Origin of the sequence: Thermodesulfobacterium hveragerdense DSM 12571 (genome assembly GCF_000423845.1) — a bacterium.
Lineage (GTDB): Bacteria > Desulfobacterota > Thermodesulfobacteria > Thermodesulfobacteriales > Thermodesulfobacteriaceae > Thermodesulfobacterium > Thermodesulfobacterium hveragerdense.
Genome location: NZ_AUIT01000001.1, coordinates 105,275 through 124,774, shown reverse-complemented (window position 1 = coordinate 124,774; position 19,500 = coordinate 105,275). Strand labels below are relative to the sequence as shown.

The following is a 19,500-nucleotide window of genomic DNA, read 5'->3' as shown; positions in this document are numbered from 1 at the left end:
CTACCTTTAAATAAAAGCCGTAAAGTCTCCAAACCTTTCAAAAAGTTCAGCTACCCTTTGTAAAATTTTTAAACGGTTGTTTCTTAGTCCTTCATCTTCTACCATCACAAACACTTTATCAAAAAATTTATCTATCGGTTCTTTAAGACTTACCAAATGTTCTAAATAAGAAAGATAATCCTTTTTTTCTATCAGACCAAGTATAACTGGTCTTAGGTTTAAAGCCTTTTGATAAAGCTCTTTTTCCTCTTCTAATAAGATAAGGTTTTCTTCAACTTCTTCTAAAAGAGTTTTTTTGTCTACGGTTTTTAACAACTGGGCTACCCTTTTAAAACCAGTAATAAGGTCGACAAAATCTTTCTTTTCCTGAAAATCTGAAAGGGCTTTTAGTCTTAGGTATTGGTCATAAGGATTTAGAGGTAACTGAAGCACAACCCCTATCACGTTTTTGCTAAAACCTAAGGTTAAAAATTCTCCCTCTAAGCGTTTTTTGATAAATTCTGTAATCTCCTCTAAAGCCTTAGGATTTTTCAGAAACCCTTGTTTTTCTAACAAACTAAGAGAAAACTCTATAGCCTCTTCTATTTCTAAGAACTTTTCTTTTCCTATAAGGAGTTTTACTATCCCATAACCTGCTCTTCTAAGCCCATAAGGATCTTTTTCTCCAGAGGGTTTTTCGTTAACCCCAAAAAGCGCACAAAGATGGTCTATCTTATCGGCTAATGAGAGGATGATTCCTTCAAAAGACTGAGGAAGAGTTTCCTCTTTGGGAGAAGGAAGATACTGTTCAAAAATCGCCTCTGCAATATCCTTTTCTTCTTTATGCTCAAGTAAAATCTTCCCTATAGCCCCTTGCAACGAAGGAAATTCACTTACCACCTCTGAGGCTGCATCTATTTTGGCGTAAAGACAGGTTTTCTCTATCTTAGATAGAAGGTATGGATAATCTAACTTTAAAGCTAAATATTTACCCAGATCTATTAACCTTTGAGTTTTTTCCCATAGGGTTCCACATTTGATATGATAAACTATGCCTTTAATTTTTTCTAAAAAGTAGGTAAGAGGTTGATTGAGGTCTTTTTCAAAATAAAATTTAGCATCTTCAAGTCTGGCCTTAGTAACTCTTTCATGTCCTTTTTTTACTACCTCCCAATCTTTGGGACGATTATTATTCACGGCGATGAAATAGTTAAGAAGTCTTCCTTCGGGGTTCCTAACACAGAAATATCTTTGATGTTCTTTTAAAGCGGTTGTGATTAGCGGGTCCGGAAGGGTTAAAAAGCTTTCTTGGAACTTGCCTACTATGGGAAAGGGATATTCTACTAAGTTGGCGTTTTCTTTTAAAAGGTCTTCCTCTATTTCAGGTACACCATAGGGTTGAGAAACCTCAAGGATGCTTTTTTTAGTAAAAGCTAACCTTTTTTCAAGAGAAACTATAATAAAGTTGTTTTCAAGTTGTTTTTCGTATTCTTCCCAGTCTGGGTTGTTAAGAACGATATAAGAGGGGCTTAAAAAACGATGACCTAAGCTTTGGTTTGTAGCTTGCACCCCTGCTATTTCAATGGGAATGACTTCCTCCCCAAAAAGACAGACCATCCATCTTATAGGACGGCCAAATCTTACGTCATAACCCCCCCATTTCATGGTTTTTGGGAAATAGATTTCTTTAAGTAGAGCCAAAAGTAAGGAAGGTAAAAGGTCTTTTGTTTTTTGTCCAGGAATGGTTCTTTTGAGGTAAAAATATTCACCTTTAGGGGTTTTTTTGGTTTTAAGGTCTTTTGGGTTTACTCCGTGCTTTTTAGCAAACCCAATTAATGCCTGACTAAAGGTTCCTTCCTTAGTAAGCCCTACATTGATAGAAGGACCTAAAATCTCCTCTTCTCTGTCTGGTTGTTTTTCTGAAAGATTTTTTACCAAAAGGACCAATCTTCTAAATGTTCCTGCGGTTTTGATTTCTTGATAGTCTAAAAAAAGTTCTTTTAATCTTTTTTCCGCAGCCTTTTGTAAGCTTAAAAGGGCAGGTTCAATAAATCTTGCCGGAAGCTCTTCTGTCCCTATTTCCCAAAGAAGGTTTTTACTCATCTCCTTTTTCTCCTTTATTTAACCAAGTTTCAGCTGCTTTTTTTGCCAATCCTCTCACACGACCTATGTAGTTTGCCCTTTCTATAGGAGAAAGAACCCCTCTTGCATCAAGGAGGTTAAAGGTATGAGAGCATTTGATTACAAAGTCATAACCTGGAAGCGCAAGGCCTAAACTTAAAAGTCTGTTGCCTTCGGCTTCGTATCTGTCAAAAAGTTCTTTTAAAAGGTTTACATCTGCTTCGTCGAAGTTATAGATAGAATATTCTACTTCTCCGCGATGGTGTATGTCTCTATAGGTATATTTTGAATTCCATTTAAGGTCAAAAACGTTTTCTACCTCCTGAAGATACATGGTAATACGTTCAAGCCCATAGGTAATTTCTACCGTTACCGGAAAACAGTCAAAACCTCCTATTTGTTGAAAATAGGTAAACTGAGTGATTTCCATCCCGTCAAGCCAAACCTCCCAACCTAAACCCCAGGCTCCTAAGGTAGGAGATTCCCAATCGTCTTCTACAAACCTTATGTCATGTTCCTTAGGGTCAATACCTAAGGCTTGAAGACTTTCTAAGTAGAGGTCCTGGATGTTATCAGGCGAGGGTTTAATGATGACTTGATACTGGTAGTAATGTTGTAATCTGTTAGGATTTTCTCCATACCTTCCGTCTGCAGGTCTTCTGCAAGGTTGTACGTAGGCACAGGCAAAGGGTTCAGGACCAAGAGACCTAAGAAAAGTAGCAGGATGAAAGGTGCCTGCCCCTACTTCCATATCATATGGCTGGAGTATTACACAACCTTTCTCACCCCAAAAACGATTTAAAGTAGCAATCACTTCTTGAAAATACATGTCTCAACCCCTCTAAACCAAGATAACTTGTGTTTCATTTTCCTCTTTTTTGTCAACATATCCTATTATATAGTAGTCTTCTCCTAAAGCAGAAATAAGACCAGTTATTTCCTCTACCTCTTCTTTAATTACTATCAAAACAAGCCCTATTCCGCAGTTAAACACCTGATACATCTCTTTTTCAGAGATTTCTCCCCATTTCTGAAGAAGTTGAAAAATCGCCGGTTTTTCCCAGGTATTTTTTTCTATTATTACCTTACAGTTTTTGGGTAAAATCCTTGGAAGGTTGTCTATAAAACCACCTCCTGTGATGTGAGCACAACCTTTGATTTTATATCCTTTGTTAGTAAGGGTTAACATGATAGGCACATAAATTTTGGTAGGGGTAAGAATCACCTCCCCTATAGGTCTTCCTAACTCTTCAGGGATGTAATCTAAACTTATTTGTTTTTCTTCTAAGATTTTTCTTACCAAAGAAAAACCATTGCTATGAAGCCCGCTTGAAGGTATCCCTATTAAGACATCTCCTATTGAAATGGTTGAACCATCTATAATTTTTTCTCTTTCCACTATTCCTACCACAAAACCTGCACAATCATAATCTCCAGGGGCATACATTCCTGGCATTTCTGCGGTTTCTCCACCTAAAAGGGCACATTGAGAGATTTTACATCCCTCTACTATCCCTGCGATCAATTCTTCAAAAATTTTTTCTTCAAACTTACCAAAAGCTAAATAGTCCAAAAAGAAAAGTGGTTTAGCTCCGCAGGTAATGATATCGTTTACACACATAGCCACCAAGTCGATCCCAATCCCTTTATGGCTTCCTGCCTTGATAGCAAGCTTGATTTTAGTACCAACCCCATCTGTAGAAGAAACTAAAACAGGGTTTTTATAGCTATTTAAATCTAAGGAAAACAGTCCAGAATACCCTCCAATCCCCGAGAGAACCCCTTTTTGAGGAAGACTTGAAGAATATTTTTTGACGATTTCTACCAAAAGATTGGCTTTTTCCAGGTCAACCCCTGCAGCCTTATACTTTTCTGCTGTGTTCATAGAAATCCCCTTGGTCAACATGTTTGATGATTTCAAAATTTTATATTATATTTTTCTAAAAACAAGATTCTTTAACGATAAGGACTAAATAACATGCAAGGAAGATTCCCTAAAAAAGTTAATGAAGAAGAGAAAAAAGAAATTTTTGACTATTTAGAAGGAAGGTTTGGTTTTTCTCCTTCTCTTTTTGAAGACTATGAAGTATTAAAGGGAGTTTCAAACTTTTGGCTTTTTCCTAAAACCCCTTATTTAGAAAGCTTAACCTCTATTGAGGTCCAAACCGTAGGTCTTCTTTTTTTAAGAAAAGTCTCCTCTTATCTTAAGCCTACCTCTGCTTTCCTACAAAGATTTGGTGTTTTTGCTACTAAAAATATAGTCCCCCTTAATTTTCAACTGATAGAAGAGTTAAAAAAACATAAAAAGGTAGAAATAAACCTGGACTTAGAACCGGGTTACGTGGTTCTTAAAGATGAAAAGTGGGTTTTAGGTTGTGGTCTCTATCTACCTGGAAAGCTTTTTGCCTATCTTGAAGAAAAAGTACTGAGAAATTTATAGTTGAAAAATTTTTCAGAAGGGGGAGATATCCCCCTTCTGAATAAAGATTTTAGTGTTTATGGGTTGCTTTTTTCATCCCTTTACCTGGACCTTCAGGTTCTCCAGTTTCTATGGGTTGCTTAGCTTCTTTCCAGGCAGCGATACCACCTTTTAGATTATAAACCTTTTTATAACCCAATTTTTTAAGGTCACAAGTAGCTACTACCCCTCTTCCTCCAGTTGCACAATAGACTAAATAGGTTTTTTCTTTGTCTGGGAGCCACTCGTAAACTTTAAAGTCTAAAAGCCCTCTTGGTGTCCAAATAGCCTCAGGAATATGTCCGGCTTTATATTCTGTATATTCCCTTACATCAAGTATAACAGCCCCTTCAGCTATGAGTTTCTTAGCACCTTCTACATCCACCTCTTGTACACCACAAACTGTCTTAGCCTCTTTTACCCTTTCATCACTTAAAGGCGTAGCAGTAAAACCTGTGTTTACTGCTACAAAGGTAAATACCAAAAAACTGAAAACCCAACTTAAAAGAAACTTACCTACTTTCATAGCCACACCTCCTGTTTTTAAGATTTTATTAGATAATATTAATCCACTTTTTAAAAAATCAAGAAGTTCTTTGAAGATGAATTGTCCTTATAGGGAAGGGTATTGTTATTCCTTCTTCCTGGTATCTTTGATGTAGTTTCTTTATAAATTCATGAACAACCAAAGGTCTATCTACATAGGATTTTACCCTTAAAATTACGTTAAAGTTGATACTGAAATCTCCGAAAGAATGATAACGAATAAATGGTTCAAAATCAGAGACACCTCCATTAACTGTGTTAAGTACTTCTTTAGCAACTTCTATCGTCACCCTTTCTACTTTGTTTAGATCGCTATCATAGCTTACCCCTACTCCGACTAAAATGTTTAATTCAGGGTCAGGAAGACTGTAGTTAACGATCACTGAAGAAGATATCTTAGAGTTAGGAACGATGATAAGGTTGTTTGAAAGTTGACGGATCAGAGTGTTTCTCCAGGTAATGTCTTCCACGAACCCTTCTAAATTATTATCTAACAGGATGTAATCTCCAGGTTTGATTTGTTTGGCCATCAAGATATGAAGTCCAGAAAATAGATTTTCAAGGGTGTCTTTTAAAGCCAAACCCACCGCAAGGCCTGCTATACCTAAGGAGGTGATAAAAGGGGTTATGTTTATTTTCAAAATGTCTAAAACTAAGATAAATCCGATAAAAAAGATGACTATTTTTATTAATAATTCGATGATAGAAACACTGGGTATTATCTCAAATCGTTGGGTTAGGTATTGAGTAATTAAGGTTATTATTAGTTGAGAAAGAAACCAAACTAAGGAAAATACAAAAAAGATGATCAGTATTTTATTAATAAGAGGATTTAGCGATGGTAAAGGGTTATGAAATTCGTTTACTAGATAGAGGCCCAAAGTTAAACCCCAGATAAAACAGGTCCAAGAAATAAGGTTTACCGTTTTTTCCTTTAATTTTATTCCGATCAATTTTTCTAAGAAGCTAAATTTTTGTTTGACTACCCATTTTATGATGAAAGAACCAGCTATCACAAAAGCTATAAAAATTAAGGTTTTTAGATGAATAGGAAGAACGCCCCACATAAGCCCTCCTGCAATTTTTATGTTAGGTTTTGTCCTTTAACTTTTATTATATTTAATTGTATAAATTGTATAAAATTATAAATAAAAGACACCGTTAAAAATTCAACGGTTCAATCGATTAAAGTTTAGCACAAATTTAGCAGACATCACTTAGTGACAAGTTTGGCTATTTTGGCTAAAGAGTTTAACAATTTTTTAAGTTTGGTATAATACAGGTTTAGCTTAAGGATTTTAAGGGATTATAGATTAGAGAAAATGCCTAAGGTTAAGTTTTTGCCGTTTAACGAAGAGTATGAGGCTCTTGAAGGTGACACCCTTTTTGATGTAGCAATAAAAGCAGGTATTCATATCAACGCCTCTTGTGGCGGAAGTGGAAGTTGTAATCGTTGTAAGGTAAGGTTGATTGCAGGAGAACTTAAAGGAGAGATTTTAGAAGGGCAGTATTATAAGGCTTGTGGTAGTTACCCTCTAACGGATGTGGTGATAGAAGTTCCTTTAACCACTTTCTTAGACCAGAAAACGTTATATCGCCCTGTTAAAAAAAGAGCTAAGTTTTTAGAACTCTCTCAGGTTGACCACCTTTCCCCTCCTGTTCGTGAGATAGTCTTAAAACTTGATCCACCAACCTTAGACGAAAATACCTCAGATTTAACCAGACTAAAAGACGGGCTTTTTAAACAAGGTATAGCTGAGCCGGAAGTTCCTTTAGAAATTTTAAGAAAAATTCCTTTTGTGCTTCGTCAAAAAGGTTTCGAAACCATAGCTTATGTTTATCAAAATTCAGGCAATTCTAAAAGTGTTTTGTTAGACCTTACCGCAGAACCTGTAGAACCTTTTTTAGGGGTAGCTATAGACGTTGGCACTACCACCTTACAGGTAGAGGTGGTTGACCTAAGAAAAGGAAAAGTTTTGGGTTTTAGTTCAGATTATAACCCTCAAATCAAGTATGGCGATGATGTTATTACCAGGATAGAGTTTTGTAGAAGAGATGGAGGATTAAAAATATTATCCGAAGTTTTAAGAGAAAGATTACTCTCTTTGATAAAAGAAGCTTTAGGTTTAAAAAGGCGGTTAGAGGATGTAAAGCTTATCTCCTTAGCGGCTAACACGGTGATGACCCATCTTTTTCTTGAACTTGAGCCGAGATATTTAAGAGAATATCCCTATGTACCCGTAGCCACTGAATTTCCTGTTTTGTGGGCTAAAGATTTAGGTTTTAAAGATTTAAATGCGCTTATCCAGATCGTTCCTTGTAAAGCAAGTTATGTCGGGGGAGACATAGTAGGAGGCGTGGTAGCTTCGAAGATGTATGAAGAAAGCCCTTTGACCCTTTTTATAGACCTTGGAACTAACGGAGAAATCGTGTTGGGAAATCAGGATTTTTTGGTTTGTGCTGCCTGTTCTGCCGGTCCAGCTTTTGAAGGAGGGGGTATAAAACATGGAATGAGGGCAACCCTTGGTGCTATAGAAATGGTAAACATAGACCCTTATACTTATGAACCCATGGTGGTTACCATCGGTAAGGTAAAACCTATAGGTCTTTGTGGTTCCGGGATCCTTTCTTTGTTGGCCTCTCTTTTTAGAGTAGGGATCATAGATAAATCTGGAAAAATTAAAAAAGACATAATTCATCCCCGGATAAGAAAAGGGGAAGAAGGTTGGGAATATGTAGTGGTTTTTAAACAAGACACCCAAACAGGAGAAGACATAGTTTTTACTGAACCAGACATCGATAACGTTATCAGAGCCAAAGCCGCTATCTTTGCAGGATGCCAGGTTTTGGTTGAGTCTGTAGGGTTATCTTTAAAAGATATAGAAAGGGTTTATTTAGCAGGTTCTTTTGGAAACTATCTTGATGTGGAAGACGCTATCTCTATAGGACTTTTACCGGATTTAGATAGAGATAGGTTTTTCTTTTTAGGTAACACCAGTTTAGCCGGAGCAAAAATGGCCCTTCTTTCTCAAGAAAAGTTTGCTAAAATGAGAGACATAGCTAATTCTATGACCCACTTAGAGCTTGCAAACTACCAAGGTTATATGAATACCTATGTAGCTGCCCTGTTTTTACCACATACAGACGAAAGTTTATTTTCTACCATAAAAAATAAAAAGGAGTAAATTTATGCTGCACAAAGAAGGTTTTCCGTGGGTGTTTTATCCCTTACTGTTTGCAGGTACAAGCCTTTTGTTTAAAAAAAGAAAAGCGGCGCTCTTAGGGTTAGGAATAGGGTTGGCTAATGCCTTTTTTTTCAGAAACCCTAAAAGAGAACCTGTCTTAGACCCAGAACTCATCATCTCTCCTGCAGACGGAAAGGTAGTTACCTGTCAGATAGAAGAAAATCCTTCTTGGTTTTCTGCCCCCCTTTGGAGGATAGGGATTTTTATGAGGCTATGGGATGTTCATATCAATCGCTCTCCTATCACAGGTAAAGTCTTACGTATGCAGTATGTAAAAGGAGAAAAACTTCCTGTTTTTAAAAAAGAAGCTTTTCAACAAAACGAAAAACAACTTTATCTTATAGAACGAGAAGATGGTACCCCTTTTTGGGTGGTACAGATAGCGGGGATGGTTGCAAGAAGGATAAGGGCTTTTGTCCTTCCTGGAGATGATGTGGTCGCAGGAGACCCTATCGGTATCATAAAGTTTAGCTCAAGGGTAGAGCTTTTTTTCCCAGTTGAAAACGCTGAAATCTACGTAAAAGAAGGACATAGAGTTTTTGCTGGAGAAACTGTTTTGGGTCGTATGTTATTAAAGAAGGATTAAAAGTATGTTATCACTAATCCCTAACATTTTTACTACTTTTAACCTCTTTTTTGGTTTTTATTCGATCATATGTTCCATCCACGGAGATTTTACTAAAGCTGGTTGGGCTATTTTTTTAGCGATGGTTTTTGATATCTTTGATGGGAGGATTGCTCGATATTTAAAGCAGACTTCTAAGTTTGGTCTTGAATATGATTCTTTGAGCGACCTCATTTCCTTTGGTTTAGCCCCTGCTATTCTTATATACCAGTTTGGGCTTATAGAATTTGGTAAACTGGGATGGTTGAGTTGTTTTTTATATACTACCTGTGTAGCTTTAAGGCTTGCAAGATATAACGTAAAAGCCCATTCTGGGCTTGGTTATTTTGAAGGACTCCCTTCACCTGCAGGGGCGGCTATTTTGGCTTCTTCTGTGCTTTTTATACAATCCTATCGTCCTGATTTTGAGCTTCCTAAATGGGCTACTCTAACTGCTGTAAGCCTTGTCTCTTACCTGTTAGTTTCTCCTATCCAATATCCCAGCTTTAAACACATAAAAATAGAAAAATCTCAAAATTTTTATCTTTTACTGCTTTTTGTAGGTGCCCTTACCCTTTCCGCTGCCTATCCTTCTTACTCTATCTTTGTCTTAATCGTAGTATATACCTTATTAGGGCCGGCTTTATTTTTTAAAACCAAGGGTATTAAAGTCATAAAAAAACTTCGTAAAAGAAAGGATTTTTGAGAAAAATTGACAAAATGAAAAAATGTTTTACAATAATTAAAGATAAACTTGATTAATCTCTTTTAAACCAAAATTTTCTTTTTATGGAGGTCTTTATGGGATGTAGTTGTAAACTTTTAAACATAGGTTTTGGCAACTATGTGGTTGCAGATAGAATCATTGCTATCGTAAATCCAAACTCTGCTCCTATGAAGAGGTTAAAGGAAGAGGCTAAGGAAACAAGAAGGCTTATCGATGCTACTCAGGGACGTAAGACTCGCTCTATCATCATCACCGATAGCAATCATATCATCCTTTCTGCTATACAAGCAGAAACTGTAGCCCAAAGGCTGATGTCTGATGGGTTAGAAAGGTTGGAAAAAGATGAAGAGGAATAAGAGACTAATCATAGTGGTTACCGGTCCTTCTGGGGCTGGTAAAAGCACGATACTTAAGGATTTGCCTCAGGATGAATTTTATTTTTCTGTTTCTCATACTACCAGAGCTCCACGTCCTGGAGAGGAAGATGGAAAACATTATTACTTTATAAGCCGTTCTGTTTTTTTAGAGATGATAGAAAGGGATGAATTTTTAGAATGGGTAGAGGTTTTTGGGACCTTTTATGGAACGGCAAAGACAGAGGTAGAAAAGGCCTTTACTCAGAACAAACACTTAGTGTTAGACATAGAGGTGGTAGGAGCCACCAGACTTAAGTCATATTTTGGTTCAGATGCAATATTTATTTTCATAGCCCCTCCTGACCTTCAGTCTCTTAAAACTCGTATCATTCAAAGGGGTACAGAAAACGAGGCTGAGGTGCAAAATCGTTTAAAAAGGGCTAAAGAAGAACTCAGGTTTGCCTCCTGGTTTGATTATGTGATAGTAAACGAAACCTTAGAAAAAAGTAAAGAGCTTTTCTTTTCGATAGTTAAAGCTGAGTTAAGTAGACCCTATAGAAACCATCAGTGGAAAATCTTCTTGTCTAACTTTAACCTTAATCTATGACCTCCTTTATTTACGGAATAAACCCTGTCTTAGAGGCTCTTAAAAACAACCCTCAGTCTATCGAAAAGATATGGCTTGATAAAAATAGCCTGTCAGGGAAAAAACATCAAATTTTAGAGAAGGCTAAAAAACTTGGGATTACCGTTAAAATCTCAGAAAAATTACCTCCCAAAATACCAGCACATCTAAACACCCAAGGGGTGGTGGCCTATCTTTTAACCTTTAATTACGCCGATTTAGAGGATATAGTAGCCAACTGGGAAAAGAGAGGTGAAGTGCCTTTGGTGGTCATGTTGGACGAGGTAGAGGATCCTCATAACGTAGGGGCTATTATACGTAGTGCTGATGCCTTAGGGGTTCATGGGGTGGTAATCCCTAAGGTTAGAGCCTGTGAAGTGACTGAAACAGTAGCTAAGGTTTCTGCAGGAGCTGTGTTTAACCTCCCTATAGCTAAGGTTACCAACCTAAAACATGCCCTTCAATTTTTTAAAGAGAAAGGTTTATGGGTGTTAGGGCTTACCCACAAAGCCGAAAAGTCCATATATCAGCTGGACCTTCAAATTCCTTTGGTTTTAATCGTAGGAAACGAAGGAAAAGGGATTAGACCCGGAATTTTAGAGCAGTGCGACTTTTTAGCCAAAATTCCGATGAAAGGAAAGGTAGAAAGCCTTAATGTTTCGGTAGCTGCTGCTATAGCTCTTTTTGAGACCCAAAGACAACGCTCAAGTTTTTAAGCCAAGCTTACAGCCTGTTTGCTAAGTTTTTTCATCCTCCTTTTAGGTAGAGCCTCAAAATTTTGGTTTCAATTTCAGGGTTAAAGGGTTTGGGTGGACCAGGAGTATAGGTTTTTATTTTACCATACGGGGGGATTATTTCTTTATTTCCTTTAGAGGTTTTTACTTGATAAAAGTCTATTAATATAAACTCTGTGAGGTTGGTTATTGCCCCAAAGAAAGGTAAAGGATTACTAACAAGTCTTGCTAAACTTATAAAACCTCTTTCAAAACAGGACAAAAAGTTTTGAGGTTTGTAGTCTACCCAAAAGTAGGTTTGTCCTTTTTCTTGGATGATTAAAGGTAGGATTAACTCATAGGAAATGTCTGAAAGAGATATGAGAAGTTTTGTATTAAACTTAAGGATGGTTTCAGGATACCCTAAGGTGCTAAAGATAGAAGAAAGTGTTTTTTCTATGGTTAAGTTTTTAGAAACCTTTTCTGAGCGATTTCCCATACTTTTTGAACTTCTTCAGCTGAAAGCCCAGCTCCTATCCCTACTTTAATAGCTAATTCCTTAGACATAAAATCTGAGGGACTATGTCCGTCTGAGTTTATTACCAGATTGGCTCCATAAGTTTTAGCCAAGCTGACTACATGTCCGTTGGTAAGACAGTGTCCTTTTCTGCCAGATATTTCTAAAAAGATCCCTTTTTGAGCTGCAAGTTTTACCTCTTCAGGCTTAATAAGCCCTGGATGAGCAAGGATGTCGGCTTCTCCCAGGATAGCGGCAAGATTGGTCCCTTCAGCCACAGGTTCTACAACAGTTTCTCCATGGACCACCACTATTTCTGCCCCAGCTTTTCGACATTCATTGATAAGGGGAGGAATGAGGTCTGGAGGTACATGGGTTATTTCTACACCTACGATAAACCTTGGGATGAGATCTTGAACAGACCTTTTAAACTTTAAAAGGCTTTGAAGGATGTGTTCAAAGTTTGAGTGGTCTACGTGGTCGGTAATGGCTATGGCTTGATAGCCTAAGGCTTGAACCCTTCTCCATAACTCTGCTGGTATAAGTTCTCCATCGCTAAAGACTGAGTGGCAGTGCAAATCAAACAACTTCCAATTCCTTACATTTTGTATTTGAAAAGTTTAGGATCCAGATTTTCCAGAAAATCTTTCAGTTTTTCTTTTTCCTCTTTAGTAGTGATTACCATTTCTCCTTGTTTTTCACCTACTGGAGTTTCAGAATAAATCTGACTCTTTTTGAACACCTCTTCATCTACAAAGATTTCAGCATTAAGCCTTAAAGCTAAAGCTATAGCATCGCTGGGACGGGAGTCTATTTCTAAAACCTTATCTCCGGTAACTACAGTAATAAGAGCGTAATAAGTATTGTCCTTAAGGTCTACGATTTCAACCTTGGGAATGGTAATTCCCAGATTTTCGAATATATTTTTGATCAGGTCATGGGTTAATGGTCTTGGAAATTGTATATTTTCTAACTTAGCTGCGATGGAAGTAGCTTCTAAAACTCCTATCCAAATAGGAAGGATCCTTTCTCCTTCTGCCTCTTTTAATAACATCACAGGACTGTTAGACATAGGATCCATGGCTATCCCATGCAACACCATTTTTATTTTCATAAAATCAAACCCCCTTTTATGCCCTCTTTATTTTTAAATATGTTAAGACTTAATCTTTAAAAAGTCAAGCAATACAAAGGGGTTTGTATGGTTTGGAATCTGAAATGTTGCCTTTTACTGTTTTTACCTCAAGGCTTTAAGGTAGGTTGGAAAAAGTAAAATTCGTAATAAAATAGGGCTGGAGTAAAAATTTTGGAGGGATAATAGATGTTAGAGGAAAGTCAGGTTATCAAAGTGCGTTTTGAAAAACTTGCCAAACTTGAGTCTATGGGGATTAAGACCTATCCCAACGATTTTCGTCCTAAGGATAAAGCAAAATATATAAAGGAAAAATATCAAGAATTAAGCCCTGAGGAGATAGAAAAAAAGACCCAAGAATTTGTGGTAGCAGGAAGGGTTATGGCAAGAAGGGAGATGGGTAAACTTATTTTTGCCCATCTCCAAGACGATACAGACAAAATTCAAATCTTAGTGGCTAAAAATGAGTTGGCTCAAGAGGATTTTGAATTTTTTAAGAAATTTATAGACATAGGGGATATCATAGGGGTTAAAGGAAGGCTTATCAAAACCAAGACCGGTGAGATTACCATCTTGGTGAAGAGTTTTAAGCTTTTAACCAAGGCTCTCAGGCCTTTACCTGAAAAATATCACGGACTTAAGGATACGGAGTTAAGGTACCGGATGCGTTATGTAGACCTTATCATGAATCCTAAGGTAAGAGAGCTTTTTAGACTACGCACCCAGATTATTCAGTATATAAGGGATTATTTTATTTCTCAGGGGTTTTTAGAGGTAGAAACCCCGATGATGCATCCTATAGCAGGGGGTGCAGCTGCTAAACCTTTTATTACCTATCACAACGCTTTAGACATGAATTTGTATCTTAGGATAGCGCCTGAGCTTTATCTAAAGAGACTTATCGTAGGCGGTTTTAATAAGGTGTTTGAACTTAACAGAAATTTTAGAAATGAAGGGGTTTCAAGCAGACATAATCCAGAGTTTACGATGTTAGAGTTTTACGAGGCTTATGCTACCTATGAAGATCTTATGAAAAGAACCGAGGAGTTGTTTTATGGGCTTGCCTTGGAAATAACAGGTAACCCTAAGATTACTTACCAAGGTCAAGAGATAGACTTTACTCCTCCTTGGAAACGAGTTGAGTTTTTAGACTCTCTTATAGAGTTAGGAGGTATTCCTAAGGAGGTACTCTTTGAAAAGGAAAAACTTATTAAGTTTGCTAAAGAAAAAGGGGTTGAGCTAAACCTAAAAGACCCACGTATAGGGAAGTGGTGGACTAAGCTTTTTGAAGAATTGGTAGAACCTAAACTTATACAACCTACCTTTGTGGTAAAATTTCCTGTGGAGGTTTCTCCCTTAGCCAGAAGAAGTGATGAAGACCCTGATTTTGCAGAAAGGTTTGAGTTGTATATTGCAGGAAAAGAGGTAGCTAATGCTTTTTCAGAGTTAAACGACCCAAGGGACCAGAGGGAAAGGTTTGAAGAACAAATTAAACTAAGAGAAATAGACGAAGAAATACCCCCTGAGATTGACGAAGATTTTATCCGAGCCCTTGAATATGGTATGCCTCCTTGTGCAGGAGAAGGTATCGGTATAGATAGAGTGATTATGCTTTTTACCGACAGTCCCTCGATAAGAGAGGTCATTCTTTTCCCCCACTTGAGAAGAAAAGAGGATCTTTAAAAGGATATTTTGAATGAGGTTTTCTAACAACTGGAGGCTCTGGTTAGCTTTAAAATATGTTTTTTCACGAAAAAGAGAGCGTTTTACAGGGATAATAGCGGTTATTGCTGTTTTAGGAGTAGCTCTCAGTGTAGGAGCCTTAACTGTGGTTAACGCTGTGATAACCGGTTTTAGAGAAGCGGTAGCAGAAAAGATTTTAAGTTTAAACCCCCATATCACGATTACCTTCTGGGAAGAAGGGTTAACCCCTAAGATAAAGAACTTGGTAGAAAAAGAAATCCCTAAGGACCAACTGGTAAGCCTTCAGGAGACGTCTTCTATCCAGGGGTTAATCATCGCTCGTTCCCATCCTATCGGTATAGTGCTTAAAGCCTCTAACCTAGATATGCTGGCCAAAGAAAAAGGTTTTAAGGTATTTTATGTAGAGAAGGATTTTTTAATCATTGCAAAAGAACAGAAGGTAATTCCGGTAGTGGTAGGGAAAAAACTAAGAGACCGATTAGGACTTGGGATAGGAGAAGTTTTAAATTTTATGAGTGCTCAGGGTATGTTTACTCCATTTGGTTTTATGCCTAAAATATTAGACTTAAAGGTAGTAGGTTGGTTTGAAACAGGGGTTTATGATTTTGATTTAAACCTTGTTTTTGCCCCTTCTGAAGCGTTTTTTTCTTATCTTACCCCTACCAACAGGTCCTTAGAGATTAAGCTAAAAGATCCATTTAAATCAGGAATTTACAAAGATAGGTTGCTTTCCTCCTTAGGTTTGGGAGTTCAAATCCTTGACTGGCAGGAATGGAATAAAAACCTTTTTGCTGCCCTTAAGATGGAAAAGTTAGGCCTCTTTGTAGTGCTAAGTCTTATGATTGCCGTTTCTCTTTTTACGATAATCGCCGCCATGATCATGCTTGTTTCTGAGAAAAAAATGGATATAGCTATTTTAAGAGCTCTTGGGGCTTCTTCTAAGGATGTAATAATCCTGTTTTTTTATAGTGGCTTTTTGTTTGCAGTTATAGGGGTATTGTTAGGTTTAATGTTAGGAGGCAGTCTTTGTTGGGTTCTTTCTAAATATCCGGTGGTAAAGCTTCCAAGTGATGTTTATCCAGTAGAATACATGCCGGTTTCTTTAAAATTTTTCGACCTTTTGGTTATCGTTGTGGTTTCTCTTTTGATAAGTCTGTTAGCCTGTCTTTATCCGGCTAAAAAGGCTTCTGAAGTTATGCCTGCAGAGGTTTTACGCCATGGATAACCTTCCTGTTTTAGTCCTGAAATCTATCTCAAAAAAATACCAGCATGCAAACGAAGAGATCGAGGTATTAAAAAAAATCGACTTGGAGGTATATCCAGGAGACCTTATAGTCATAGTAGGACCTTCTGGGGTTGGGAAGACCACTTTGTTAAACCTTATGGGTACCCTTGATCAGCCTACAGACGGAGAGGTATATTTTCTGGGTAAAAAGATAGATTATAAACAAGAGGAGCTTATCCTTGAAATACGAAAGAGGATAGGCTTTGTTTTTCAGCTACACCATCTTTTACCAGAGTTTACGGTTTTGGAAAACGTTATCCTTCCAGGATTGATTGCCAATCTGACCATAGAGGAATGTATGCAAAGGACAGAGGTTCTTTTGCAAAAACTTAGAATTTTTCATAGAAAAGACCATAAGCCTTCTTCTCTTTCTGGAGGAGAAAGACAACGGGCAGCCATTGCCAGGGCGCTTTTTTTAAATCCGGTTTTGGTGCTGGCAGATGAACCTACCGGTAACCTTGACCCAGCAAGTGCAGAAGAGGTAATCAACGCTTTTTTAACCCTTAACCAAGATTTTAACACCGCAGTGGTGATGGTAACCCATAACTGGGATTTAGCTAAAAGAATGAAAAAAATTTTTTTGCTAAAAAACGGTTTTCTGGTAAAATGGGAAAAAGAGACCCTCGAATAGGGGTTAAACCTTGAAGAAGATATTTTTAATCTTTATCGTTCTATGGCTGGGGTGGCTGCCTTCACTTTTTTCAGCTCAGACAAACCTTCTTATTTATTATGCTAAAACCATAGGTGACCCTACCAGTAGTCAGGTTTTAGAAGTTTACCTTAAAAAACTTCAAGAAACCCTTCAAAAAGAAGGGTTTTTGTTAGAAAAGAAGGTTTATTCTACTGAAGAAGCTAAGGCCTTTTTGAAAACAGGGATTTATGAAGGGATAGCTGAGGTTAAAGGTGTGGTTATAGGGAATAGTGTGAGCTTTGAATGGAAACTTCTTTTACCTGGACCAAGCACCCAGTATTTTAACGTGGTAGGGGAAACAGGAAACATAGATACCTTGGTTTCTAATACAGTACCATATCTAAAAAGTTTTCTTGAGAAAAAAGACATAGTAGAAGAGATAAGACTGTTAGGTAATATGAGGATTAAAGAAGACCTGATTTATCCTAACCTTACTACCAAACCTGGTGACATCCTTGACTATAAAAAATTAAACGCAGATCTGAGAAATCTCTATAAGATGGGATACTTTGAGAACATCGAGGTTAAGTTAGAAAAAGGAGTCAAAGGGGCGATAGTAGTTTTTGAATTTAAAGAGAATCCTTCTATCAAGGAGGTAGTTTTTAAAGGTAATAAACAGGTAAAGAGTGAAGATCTGTTGAAAATCATCAATCTTAAGGAAGGTACGGTTATTACGTCTAAGGAGCTTGACAGGATTCTTGAGACGGTAAAAGCCTACTACGAACAGTTAGGTTATACCGGAACTGATATAAAGTTAGATTTGGAAAAGGTTTCTCAAGCCCAAGTAAAGTTGATAGTAGAGATAAAAGAAGGGAAGAAAAAATATATAAAGAAGATAGAGTTTATAGGAAATAAAGCTGTTTCAGAAAAAGATCTGAGGGGTTTACTTTCCGTCTCAGAAAAGTCTATATTTTCTCCTATTAAAAAGGCTACTCAATATCTAAAGACTTTGACTAGCCCAGAGCCAGTATCTGAACCTGGGGTTTATAACCTTGCTTTTCTCTACAGGGATTTAGGAAAAATAGAAAGTTTTTATAAAAACCGTGGTTTTATCGATGTTAAGGTAGGAGAACCTTTGGTGAAAGAAGAAGAGGACGGAGTAATAATAAGAATTCTTATAGAAGAAGGGGAGCAGTATAAAGTTGGGAAGGTTGAGATCAAACAGGATCTTTTTCCAGAGGACAAGGTTTACAAAAAATTAAAGACCTTGCCTGGGAAGGTTTTTAGTTTAGAGTCTTTAAAAATAGATGAGACTACGCTTACCCATCTTTTTGCAGACTATGGTTATGCCTATGCTAAGGTGACCACTGATTTTAGCAAAGACCCCAAAGCAAAGGTTATCAACCTAACCTTTAAGGTGGATAAAGGGCCGGTGGTTTATGTCAACCGTATCGAGGTAGAAGGGAACACCAAAACCCGGGATAAGGTGATTAGAAGACAAATTAACATAGCTGAAAGTTGGCCTTACAGTGAAAAGAGAATAGAAGAAAGTGAGGTAAGGATAAGAAGGTTGGGTTTTTTTGAAGATGTAAAGATAGAAAAAGAAAAGGCTGCAAAAGAAGATGAAGTCAACCTTAAGGTAAAGGTTAAAGAAATGCTTACTGGTTCGTTTGGTATCGGTGGTGGTTATAGTTCTTATGATAAGTTTATGTTAATGTTAGATATAACAGAAAGAAACTTCTTAGGTAAAGGCCAGAGGTTAAACTTGGCAGCAAGACTTGGCACAAAAACCAGTCGCTACTCTATAAATTTTTACGACCCATATTTTAGGGATACCAAATATTCTCTTGGATGGTCTCTTTATAACTTTGAGATAGAATATGACGATTTTACCAAAGATAGTAAAGGTGCTTCCTTAAAAATAGGATATAACCTTACCTCAAAACTTTCTGTGTATGCAGGCTATAGATTAGACCATACTACCCTTGAAGACCTTTCAGATAACGTAGCCAAAATCATTTTAGAATCTAAGGATATCAAACTTACCAGTGCCTTTCAGTTTGGGTTAAACTATGACTCAAGGAACAGGTTTTTTATGCCTACCAAAGGTTGGTATCATGCTTTAGATTTTGAACTTGCCGAAAAATGGTTAGGAGGAGACAGTAATTACATAAAAATAGAAGGTGAACACCAGGTCTATCATACCTTTCATAAGCTTACTTTCCATGGGGTTCTTGGATACGGATATCTAACCGAAGGTGGAGCAAGAAAAATCCCGGTTTATGAAAGGTTTTTCTTAGGAGGAATAAATTCGGTAAGAGGATATAAATACGGAGACATTTCTCCTAAGGATCCTGAGACAGAAGATAAAATAGGAGGTACCAGAAAGTTTTATACCCAGTTAGAGGTTATCTTCCCACTTATAAAAAATATCAATTTAAACGGGGTAGTCTTTTACGACATGGGAAACGTCTGGGATAAAAATACCGAATTTCAGTTTTCAGACCTTAGAAAAAGTGTAGGTATAGGCTTAAGATGGCTTTCTCCTTTCGGTCCTTTAAGATTAGAATGGGGTTATAATATCGATAAAAAACCTCGAGAGGATTCAAGTAACTTCAACTTTAGTATCGGCGGAAATTTTTAGTTTTACACAAAGTCAACTTTTTGATAAAGTCAAAAAATTGACAGGTCTTGTTGCTTTGTAGGGTGTTTCATGGGATAGGGTTTTTAGGAAAGATATTTCATTAGTTATAAAGAAAAATTTTCCTTAACCTGAAAATCAGCAGGAAAAGTTTTACCTTTTCTTTTTTTTAACGGATCGTATCAGTAAGTTTTATGGCTTAGAAAAATAGGCATA

The 19,500-nt window shown here is 37.1% G+C and carries 19 protein-coding genes; 11 read left to right on the top strand and 8 right to left on the bottom strand.

Annotated elements, in window-relative coordinates; translation table 11 throughout:
- Positions 1 to 6: 6 nt before the first annotated feature.
- From glyS to purM, 3 genes are read right to left on the bottom strand one after another with little or no spacing between them, the layout of a single operon-like run.
- Positions 7 to 2,082: a glycine--tRNA ligase subunit beta gene (gene glyS / locus G580_RS0100680; protein ID WP_028840612.1), complete on the bottom strand. Its 2,076-nt coding sequence runs from the start codon at positions 2,080 to 2,082 to the stop codon at positions 7 to 9.
- A complete protein-coding gene (locus G580_RS0100675; RefSeq protein ID WP_028840611.1) occupies positions 2,075 to 2,929 on the bottom strand; it encodes a glycine--tRNA ligase subunit alpha in 855 nt (284 codons plus the stop codon). Before G580_RS0100675 ends, glyS begins: the two co-directional genes overlap by 8 nt.
- A gap of 12 nt (positions 2,930 to 2,941) precedes the next feature.
- Complete coding sequence (gene purM / locus G580_RS0100670) at positions 2,942 to 3,985, bottom strand: phosphoribosylformylglycinamidine cyclo-ligase (RefSeq protein ID WP_028840610.1); 1,044 nt, start codon at positions 3,983 to 3,985, stop codon at positions 2,942 to 2,944.
- A gap of 93 nt (positions 3,986 to 4,078) precedes the next feature.
- Between purM and G580_RS10850 the strand changes: the two genes are divergently transcribed.
- Complete coding sequence (locus tag G580_RS10850) at positions 4,079 to 4,540, top strand: hypothetical protein (protein ID WP_051172913.1); 462 nt, start codon at positions 4,079 to 4,081, stop codon at positions 4,538 to 4,540.
- Between the two features lie 49 nt (positions 4,541 to 4,589).
- Here G580_RS10850 and G580_RS09405 read toward each other — a convergent pair whose 3' ends face one another.
- Entirely contained in the window at positions 4,590 to 5,084 is a 495-nt protein-coding gene (locus G580_RS09405; protein WP_051172911.1) for a rhodanese-like domain-containing protein, read from the bottom strand.
- A gap of 58 nt (positions 5,085 to 5,142) precedes the next feature.
- The gene (locus G580_RS0100655) at positions 5,143 to 6,171 is read right to left on the bottom strand and encodes a mechanosensitive ion channel family protein (protein ID WP_038041174.1); all 1,029 of its coding nucleotides are present in this window, start codon (positions 6,169 to 6,171) and stop codon (positions 5,143 to 5,145) included.
- A 255-nt stretch (positions 6,172 to 6,426) separates the two neighbouring features.
- Here G580_RS0100655 and G580_RS0100650 point away from each other — a divergent pair, with 255 nt between their 5' ends.
- The 6 genes from G580_RS0100650 to rlmB all read left to right on the top strand — a co-directional run bounded on the left by G580_RS0100650 (position 6,427) and on the right by rlmB (position 11,377).
- The gene (locus G580_RS0100650; protein ID WP_028840608.1) at positions 6,427 to 8,289 is read left to right on the top strand and encodes an ASKHA domain-containing protein; all 1,863 of its coding nucleotides are present in this window, start codon (positions 6,427 to 6,429) and stop codon (positions 8,287 to 8,289) included.
- Between the two features lie 4 nt (positions 8,290 to 8,293).
- Positions 8,294 to 8,935, top strand: coding sequence for a phosphatidylserine decarboxylase (locus G580_RS09400; protein WP_051172909.1), 642 nt, complete (start codon positions 8,294 to 8,296; stop codon positions 8,933 to 8,935).
- A 4-nt stretch (positions 8,936 to 8,939) separates the two neighbouring features.
- Complete coding sequence (gene pssA, locus G580_RS0100640) at positions 8,940 to 9,659, top strand: CDP-diacylglycerol--serine O-phosphatidyltransferase (RefSeq protein ID WP_038041172.1); 720 nt, start codon at positions 8,940 to 8,942, stop codon at positions 9,657 to 9,659.
- 95 nt (positions 9,660 to 9,754) lie between these two features.
- Positions 9,755 to 10,036, top strand: a complete 282-nt coding sequence (locus tag G580_RS0100635; RefSeq protein WP_022854638.1) for a DUF370 domain-containing protein — start codon at positions 9,755 to 9,757, stop codon at positions 10,034 to 10,036.
- Positions 10,023 to 10,643, top strand: coding sequence for a guanylate kinase (gene gmk, locus G580_RS0100630; RefSeq protein WP_028840605.1), 621 nt, complete (start codon positions 10,023 to 10,025; stop codon positions 10,641 to 10,643). The genes G580_RS0100635 and gmk overlap by 14 nt, the downstream gene beginning before the upstream one ends.
- Positions 10,640 to 11,377: a 23S rRNA (guanosine(2251)-2'-O)-methyltransferase RlmB gene (gene rlmB / locus G580_RS0100625; RefSeq protein WP_028840604.1), complete on the top strand. Its 738-nt coding sequence runs from the start codon at positions 10,640 to 10,642 to the stop codon at positions 11,375 to 11,377. The genes gmk and rlmB overlap by 4 nt, the downstream gene beginning before the upstream one ends.
- 31 nt (positions 11,378 to 11,408) lie before the next feature.
- Here rlmB and G580_RS0100620 read toward each other — a convergent pair whose 3' ends face one another.
- Genes G580_RS0100620 through G580_RS0100610 form a run of 3 tightly spaced genes read right to left on the bottom strand, consistent with a single transcriptional unit; the run spans position 11,409 to position 13,005 of the window.
- Positions 11,409 to 11,873, bottom strand: coding sequence for a hypothetical protein (locus G580_RS0100620; RefSeq protein WP_028840603.1), 465 nt, complete (start codon positions 11,871 to 11,873; stop codon positions 11,409 to 11,411).
- A complete protein-coding gene (locus G580_RS0100615; RefSeq protein WP_028840602.1) occupies positions 11,837 to 12,478 on the bottom strand; it encodes a histidinol phosphate phosphatase domain-containing protein in 642 nt (213 codons plus the stop codon). Before G580_RS0100615 ends, G580_RS0100620 begins: the two co-directional genes overlap by 37 nt.
- A gap of 11 nt (positions 12,479 to 12,489) precedes the next feature.
- On the bottom strand, positions 12,490 to 13,005 hold the full coding sequence (locus tag G580_RS0100610; protein WP_028840601.1) for a bifunctional nuclease family protein: 516 nt from the start codon (positions 13,003 to 13,005) through the stop codon (positions 12,490 to 12,492).
- Positions 13,006 to 13,212: 207 nt separating this feature from the next.
- Here G580_RS0100610 and lysS point away from each other — a divergent pair, with 207 nt between their 5' ends.
- The 4 genes from lysS to bamA are packed head-to-tail and all read left to right on the top strand — an operon-like array spanning position 13,213 to position 19,287.
- A complete protein-coding gene (gene lysS / locus G580_RS0100605; protein ID WP_028840600.1) occupies positions 13,213 to 14,706 on the top strand; it encodes a lysine--tRNA ligase in 1,494 nt (497 codons plus the stop codon).
- 13 nt (positions 14,707 to 14,719) lie between these two features.
- Positions 14,720 to 15,952, top strand: coding sequence for an FtsX-like permease family protein (locus G580_RS0100600; protein WP_028840599.1), 1,233 nt, complete (start codon positions 14,720 to 14,722; stop codon positions 15,950 to 15,952).
- On the top strand, positions 15,945 to 16,643 hold the full coding sequence (locus tag G580_RS0100595; RefSeq protein WP_028840598.1) for an ABC transporter ATP-binding protein: 699 nt from the start codon (positions 15,945 to 15,947) through the stop codon (positions 16,641 to 16,643). Before G580_RS0100600 ends, G580_RS0100595 begins: the two co-directional genes overlap by 8 nt.
- Positions 16,644 to 16,653: 10 nt before the next feature.
- Complete coding sequence (bamA, locus tag G580_RS0100590; RefSeq protein ID WP_028840597.1) at positions 16,654 to 19,287, top strand: outer membrane protein assembly factor BamA; 2,634 nt, start codon at positions 16,654 to 16,656, stop codon at positions 19,285 to 19,287.
- The last annotated feature ends 213 nt before the right edge of the window (positions 19,288 to 19,500 follow it).